Raw genomic sequence first — 6295 nt, forward strand, 5'->3', positions numbered from 1 at the left:
CTGCCCTGTAGACTTTTGCCCGGGCGGCCTGGGGGATTGATGCGTCTAACGTTGAATTTGAAGACTGTCCTGATTGCCGTCGTGGTGCTCGCGGCGTCGTTTTTCGTCAGCCTGAAGGCGATGGACTGGCTGGCGCCGCGCGCGACGAATTCCGCGCCGCCTGTCGCGCAATTGCCGCCGCTGCCGCCGGTCGCGAAGACCTCGATCGTGGTCGCGCCGGTCGCGATTGCGATATCCGCGATCCGCGAGCAGGCCGAGAAGGCCGCGCCGCGCAATTTCGCCGGCAAGGCCGAGAACCCGATCTCGCAGATCCTGCAAGACGCCGACATCGGCTGGTCCGCCGTACGCGGACCGATGGCGGCGGCCGGCGACAAGGATGTGCTGACGATCTCGACGCCGCTCAATGGCAAGCTGAACGTGACGGGCTCGCTGTCGTCCAAGGCCACCGGCGCGCTCGGCGAAGCACTCGGCAGCGTGCTCGGCGGCGATGCGGCGAAACGGATCGGCGCGGTCAACATCAAGAATCTGAATGCCAGCGCCGAGATCAAGGGCAACGTCATCGTCACCTCGCGCCCGAAACTCGCGGCCAACTGGCATCTCGAGCCCAATCTCGGCGCCCAGGTCAATCTCGGCGACACCAACCTCAACGTCGCCGGCGCCAAGGTCAACGTGCCGGCGCAGGTCAAGCCGCTGATCGACAAGAATGTCGGCGAGCAGATCAACATCGTCTCCGAGCGCATCCGCAACGACCCCTCGCTGCGCGAGAATGCGAAGCTGCAATGGGCCAAGGCCTGCCGCTCGATCGCACTGCAAGGCTCGGGATCATCGGCCGCGCTGCCGCCGCTGTGGCTCGAGATGAAGCCGATCCGCGCCATCGCGGCGCAGCCGCGCGTCGACGCGCAGAACGTGACGCTACAACTCGGCCTCGAGCTCGAGACGCGCGTGACCTCGACGCCGACCAAGCCGGACTGCCCGTTCCCCGAAAAAATCTCGATCGTGCCGCCGACCGGCACCGGCGTGAACATCGGCGTTCCCATCGACGTGCCCTTCACCGAGATCAACAAGCTGATCGCAGCGCAAATGGTCGGCCATACCTATCCCGAGGACGGCTCCGGTCCGGTCGATGTCACCGTGAAAAGCGTCAACGTGATCCCCTCGGGCGACCGGCTGCTGATCTCGCTGTTGGTGCGCGCCAAGGAAAAGAAGAGCTGGCTCGGTCTCGGTGCGGAGGCGACCGTGCACATCTGGGGCCGGCCGATGCTCGATCAGGCGCAGCAGACGCTGCGGCTCGCCGACATCCAGCTCGCGGTCGAGTCTGAAGCAGCCTTCGGCCTGCTGGGCGCAGCGGCGCGCGCGGTGGTGCCGCAGATGCAGCAGGCGCTGGTGCAGAAAGCAACAATCGATCTAAAGCCCATCGCCGCCAACGCCCGCGAGAAGGTTGCCGCCGTGATTGCCGACTTCCAGAAGAGCGAGGACGGCGTCAAGGTCGATGCCAAGATCGACAGCCTGACGCTGGCCGACATCGCCTTCGATTCCAAGACACTGCGCATCGTCGCGGAAGCCGGCGGCTCTGTGAATGTGGCCGTGACGAAGCTGTCGGGGATATAGCGCGCCTTCACTCACCGCCCCGCGCGCGTCGCTTGCGCCGCTGGCATTCTCGTCGCAGGATGCTAAGCTGTTTTTCGCGACCTCGGACGAGGTGGCGACAGCATCGGTGCTGATGACGCGAGGACGATATGGAAGCCGGCATGGTCAAGCCTGCGCCGGCACTGGTGCGCTTTTCCGGCATTCAGAAGACCTATGATGGCGAGCACCTCGTGGTGAAGAACCTCGATCTCGACATCAGGAAGGGCGAGTTCATCACCCTGCTCGGCCCGTCGGGATCGGGCAAGACGACCACGCTGATGATGCTGGCCGGCTTCGAGGTTCCGACCCAGGGCGAGATCTACCTCGCGGAACGGCCGATCAAGAACGTGCCGCCGCACAAGCGCGACATCGGCATGGTGTTCCAGAACTATGCCCTGTTCCCGCATTTGACGATCGCCGAGAATATCGCCTTCCCGCTCTCCGTTCGCAACACGAGCAAGGCCGAGGCGCAGGAGCGCGTCAGCGCGGCGTTGCGCATGATCAAGATGGAAGCCCTGGCGCACCGGCGCCCCGGGCAGCTCTCCGGCGGTCAGCAGCAGCGCGTGGCGCTGGCCCGCGCGCTGGTTTTCAATCCGCAACTCGTGCTGATGGACGAGCCCCTGGGCGCCCTCGACAAGCGCCTGCGGGAGCAGATGCAGCTGGAGATCAAGCAGTTGCACGAGACGATGGGCATTACCGTCGTCTACGTCACCCACGATCAGAGTGAAGCGCTCACCATGTCGGACCGTATCGCCGTGTTCAACGACGGCATCGTGCAGCAGATCGACAGGCCCGACGCGCTGTATGAGCATCCGGTCAACAGCTTCGTCGCCCATTTCATCGGCGAGAACAATGTGCTGGCCGGCACCGTCGAGACGGTCGAAAAAGAATATTGCCGCGTCGCGCTGGCTGGTGGCGGCGCCGTGACCGCACGGGCGGTCAATGTATCAGGTGTGGGCGCATCGACCTCGCTGTCGGTGCGGCCGGAGCGGATCGCCATTATCCCGGATGGCGGTGCCGGCGACGGACCCAACCGACTGCCGGCCAAGGTGCAGAACACAATCTATCTCGGCGACCACGCGCTGGCCGTGCTCGATGTCGCCGGCAACGGGAAGTTCATGGTCAAGCTTCAGCCGGGGACGCATGACAGCCTGCGGCATGGCGAAGGTGTCTTCATCACCTTCCGCCCCGAAGATTGCCTCGCCCTCAATCCCGTCTGATGCAGCGATCAACATCAACGCAACGCACATGAAGAAGGAACGATGACCATGCTGAAGCGCAAGATTGGCAAGATTGCTCTGGGTTTCGCCGTGGCGTTGGGCGCCGGCACTGCGCTCGCAACGGTCGCGCAGGCGCGTGATCTCACCGTCGTGTCGTGGGGCGGCGCCTATCAGGACGCCCAGAAGAAGGTCTATTTCGAGCCGTTCAAGAAGGCAGCCGGCGTTCCCATGAACGACGAGTCCTGGGACGGCGGCGTCGGCGTGTTGCGCGCCAAGGTGCAGGGTGGCGCCGCCACCTGGGACGTCGTCCAGGTCGAGAGCGACGAGCTCGCGGTCGGCTGCGAGGAAGGCCTGTTCGAGAAGCTGGATTATTCCAAGATCGGCGGCGAGGCCGCCTACATCCCGCCGTCGGTCAATCCCTGCGGCGTCGGCGCCATCCTCTACGATTTCGTTCTCGGCTACGACAAGGACAAGCTGAAGGAGGCGCCTAAAGGCTGGGCCGACTTCTTCGACACCAGGAAGATTCCGGGCAAGCGCGGCCTGCGCCAGGGCCCGAAGACCACGCTCGAGATCGCGCTGATGGCCGACGGCGTCGCACCGAAGGACGTCTACAAGGTGCTGGCGACCGACGAGGGCATCGAGCGCGCGTTCAAGAAACTGGACACCATCAAGGGCGACATCGTCTGGTGGAAGTCCGGCGCCCAGCCGCCGCAATTGCTCGCCTCCGGCGAAGTGGCGATGACCTCGGTCTACAATGGCCGCATCGACACCGCGAACAAGAACGAGAAGAAGAACTTTGGCATGGTGTGGGACGGAGCGCTCTTCACCCTGGACAGCTGGGTCATCCTGAAGGGCAGCCCGAACAAGGACGCCGCCTACAAATTCCTGGACTTCGCGGGCAAGGCGGAGAACCAGTCAAAACTGTCGGAGAACATTGCCTATGGCACCTCGAACAAGGACGCGGCCGGTCTGATCCAGCCAGCCGTTCTGAAGGACCTGCCGACCGCGCCCGACAACATCAAGAACGCGGTCGAGGTTAACGTTGCTTTCTGGCTCGAGAACATCGACCGCCTGACCGAGCGCTTCAACAAATGGGCCGCGAAATAGCGCGCGACAACAACGTGGCGGATAGCTCGCCCGCGGCGCATCCTTCGAGACGCCCGCCTACGGCGGGCCCTCGGGATGAGGTCTGAGTCTGTGGTCGCGACTCCACAGGCCTCGATGTCGAGGAGCCTCATCCTGAGGAGACCGCGAAGCGGTGGTCTCGAAGGACGAGGCGCGCGCTCACGCCGCTCCAAAAGGCTCAATCGATGACAGCCGCGCTCCTTACCGGTGCCGATGCCAAGACCGAGGTGCCGCTCAAGCGCCGATTGAGACGTGCGGAGCGGAGACGCCAGGCCAAGGCATTGGCGCTGGTGCTGCCGCTTCTGCTGTTTCTGCTCTTCACCTTCGCGGGCCCGATCGCCGGCATGCTGTGGCGCGCGGTCGATGACCACGAGGTGCGTCAGATTCTGCCGCAAGCCGTCGCTGCTCTCGCCAGTTGGGACAGCAAGGACCTGCCGGACGAAAAGGCCTATGCGGCGCTGGCAAGCGACATCCTGGCGGCGCGCGCCTCCGGCACCATCGCCATCGCGGCCAAGCGGCTCAATTACGCCCTGAACGGATTTCGCACGATCCTGACTAGCACGGCACGCAATCTGAAGGCAGCGCCGGAGCCTGGCACGGCGAAGGAGGCGCTGGTCAAGATCAACCCGGCCTGGCGCGAGCGCACCACCTGGACGACGATCAAGGACGCCAGTGGCCCGGTGACCGGTTTCTACCTGCTCGCGGCGCTCGATCTGACGCGCAACGTGGACGGCGCGATCGTGGCAACCGCGCCGGATCAAGCCATCTACCGCGAGGTCTTCGCCCGCACCTTCCTCATCAGCCTTAGCGTCACGGCGCTGTGCCTGATGCTTGGCTTCCCCGTCGCCTACCTGCTGGCGACGCTGCCGCCGGGCCGGTCGAACCTGCTGATGATCTTCGTGCTGCTGCCGTTCTGGACGTCGCTTCTGGTCCGCACCTGCGCCTGGATCGTGCTGTTGCAGAGCAAAGGCGTCGTCAACGACAGCCTGCACTGGCTTGGCATCATCGACGAGCCATTGCGTCTGATCTACAACCGCTTCGGTGTCTGCGTGGCCATGACCCACGTTCTCCTGCCGTTCATGATCCTGCCGCTGTACAGCAGCATGAAGGCGATCTCGCCCGCTTACATGCGTGCCGCCGCATCGCTCGGTGCGCCTCCACTCACCGCCTTCCTGCGCATCTATCTTCCTCAAACCCTGCCCGGCATCGGCGCGGGAAGCCTGCTCGTCTTCATCCTGGCGCTCGGCTACTACATCACGCCGGCCCTCGTCGGGGGCGCCGCCGATCAGATGATCAGCTACTTCATCGCGCTCTACACGACCGAGACGGCCAATTGGGGCCTTGCTTCGGCGTTGGGGGCGGTGCTGCTGCTGGCCACCGTTCTGCTCGCTCTCGTTTACGGCAAGCTGGTGCAGGGACAGCAGGTCACGGGAGGGATGAAGAATTGAGCGACAATTCCTCCCTCCGCACGCCCAGCCAGCGCATCGCGTGGAGCGCGACCATCGTCGTCTCCACGCTGGTGTTCATCTTCCTGATCACACCAATCCTTGCGATCATGCCGCTGTCCTTCAGCTCGGGCTCGTACCTCACCTATCCGCTGCCGGGCCTCTCCTTGCGCTGGTACGACGACTTCATCAATTCGCCGCGCTGGATGAATTCGCTGAAGAACAGCATGATCATCGGCGTCGCCTCGACGCTGCTGTCGATGATTCTCGGCACGCTGGCCGCGCTGGGGCTGGCGCAATGGAAGAGCCGGTTCAAACCGCTCGTGCTGGCTTTCGTGCTGTCGCCGGTCGTTGTGCCCGGCGTCATCACCGCCGTCGGTCTGTACTTCTTCTTCGCACCGATCGGACTGACCGGCAGCTATCTCGGCTTGATCCTGGCCCACACTGCGCTGGCGACGCCCTTTGTGGTGATCACAGTCGGTGCGACGCTGCAAAGCTTCGACACCAACCTCGCACGCGCCGCCGCCTCGCTCGGCGCCTCGTCGCTTTATGCGTTCCGCCGCGTGATCCTGCCGCTGATCCTCCCGGGCCTCGCATCGGGTGCGCTGTTTGCCTTCGCCACGAGCTTCGACGAGGTGGTCATCGTGTTGTTCATGGCAGGTCCCGAGCAGCGTACCCTGCCGCGCGAAATGTTCAGCGGCATCCGCGAGAACATCAGCCCGACCATCACGGCAGCGGCCGTGATCCTGACGACGGTCTCGGTCATCCTGCTCGCGACCCTGGAAGGCTTGCGCCGGCGCAACGAACGGCTCAAGGGCAGCGGCGCCTGAGCGGCGGTGCAACTTCTCCCTGTCCCCGCTTGCGGGGAGAGGGTCGGGG

5 protein-coding genes are annotated in these 6295 nt (G+C 64.5%); all 5 read left to right on the plus strand.

Annotated features, from left to right (window positions below; genetic code table 11):
• Nucleotides 1-39: 39 nt before the first annotated feature.
• The 5 genes from IVB29_RS18900 to IVB29_RS18920 all read left to right on the plus strand — a co-directional run bounded on the left by IVB29_RS18900 (nt 40) and on the right by IVB29_RS18920 (nt 6246).
• Complete coding sequence (locus tag IVB29_RS18900) at nt 40-1608, plus strand: DUF4403 family protein (RefSeq protein ID WP_247504875.1); 1569 nt, start codon at nt 40-42, stop codon at nt 1606-1608.
• Nucleotides 1609-1736: 128 nt separating this feature from the next.
• Nucleotides 1737-2846 (plus strand): ABC transporter ATP-binding protein, encoded by a 1110-nt coding sequence (locus IVB29_RS18905; RefSeq protein WP_247504876.1) that lies wholly within the window; start codon nt 1737-1739, stop codon nt 2844-2846.
• A gap of 48 nt (nt 2847-2894) precedes the next feature.
• Complete coding sequence (locus tag IVB29_RS18910; protein WP_247505141.1) at nt 2895-3953, plus strand: ABC transporter substrate-binding protein; 1059 nt, start codon at nt 2895-2897, stop codon at nt 3951-3953.
• Between the two features lie 203 nt (nt 3954-4156).
• On the plus strand, nt 4157-5419 hold the full coding sequence (locus tag IVB29_RS18915) for an ABC transporter permease (RefSeq protein WP_247504877.1): 1263 nt from the start codon (nt 4157-4159) through the stop codon (nt 5417-5419).
• Nucleotides 5416-6246 carry an ABC transporter permease gene (locus IVB29_RS18920; RefSeq protein WP_247504878.1) on the plus strand — a complete coding sequence of 277 codons (831 nt, stop codon included), beginning with the start codon at nt 5416-5418 and terminating at the stop codon, nt 6244-6246. Before IVB29_RS18915 ends, IVB29_RS18920 begins: the two co-directional genes overlap by 4 nt.
• The last annotated feature ends 49 nt before the right edge of the window (nt 6247-6295 follow it).

Origin of the sequence: Bradyrhizobium sp. 1 (genome assembly GCF_023073315.1) — a bacterium.
In the GTDB taxonomy this organism is placed as follows: Bacteria; Pseudomonadota; Alphaproteobacteria; order Rhizobiales; family Xanthobacteraceae; genus Bradyrhizobium.

Bases quoted from the DNA above. Each gene is read 5' to 3' on its own strand.
- IVB29_RS18900 (WP_247504875.1), top strand. From the start codon at position 40: ATGCGTCTAACGTTGAATTTGAAGACTGTCCTGATTGCCGTCGTGGTG.
- IVB29_RS18905 (WP_247504876.1), top strand. From the start codon at position 1,737: ATGGAAGCCGGCATGGTCAAGCCTGCGCCGGCACTGGTGCGCTTTTCC.
- IVB29_RS18910 (WP_247505141.1), top strand. From the start codon at position 2,895: ATGCTGAAGCGCAAGATTGGCAAGATTGCTCTGGGTTTCGCCGTGGCG.
- IVB29_RS18915 (WP_247504877.1), top strand. From the start codon at position 4,157: ATGACAGCCGCGCTCCTTACCGGTGCCGATGCCAAGACCGAGGTGCCG.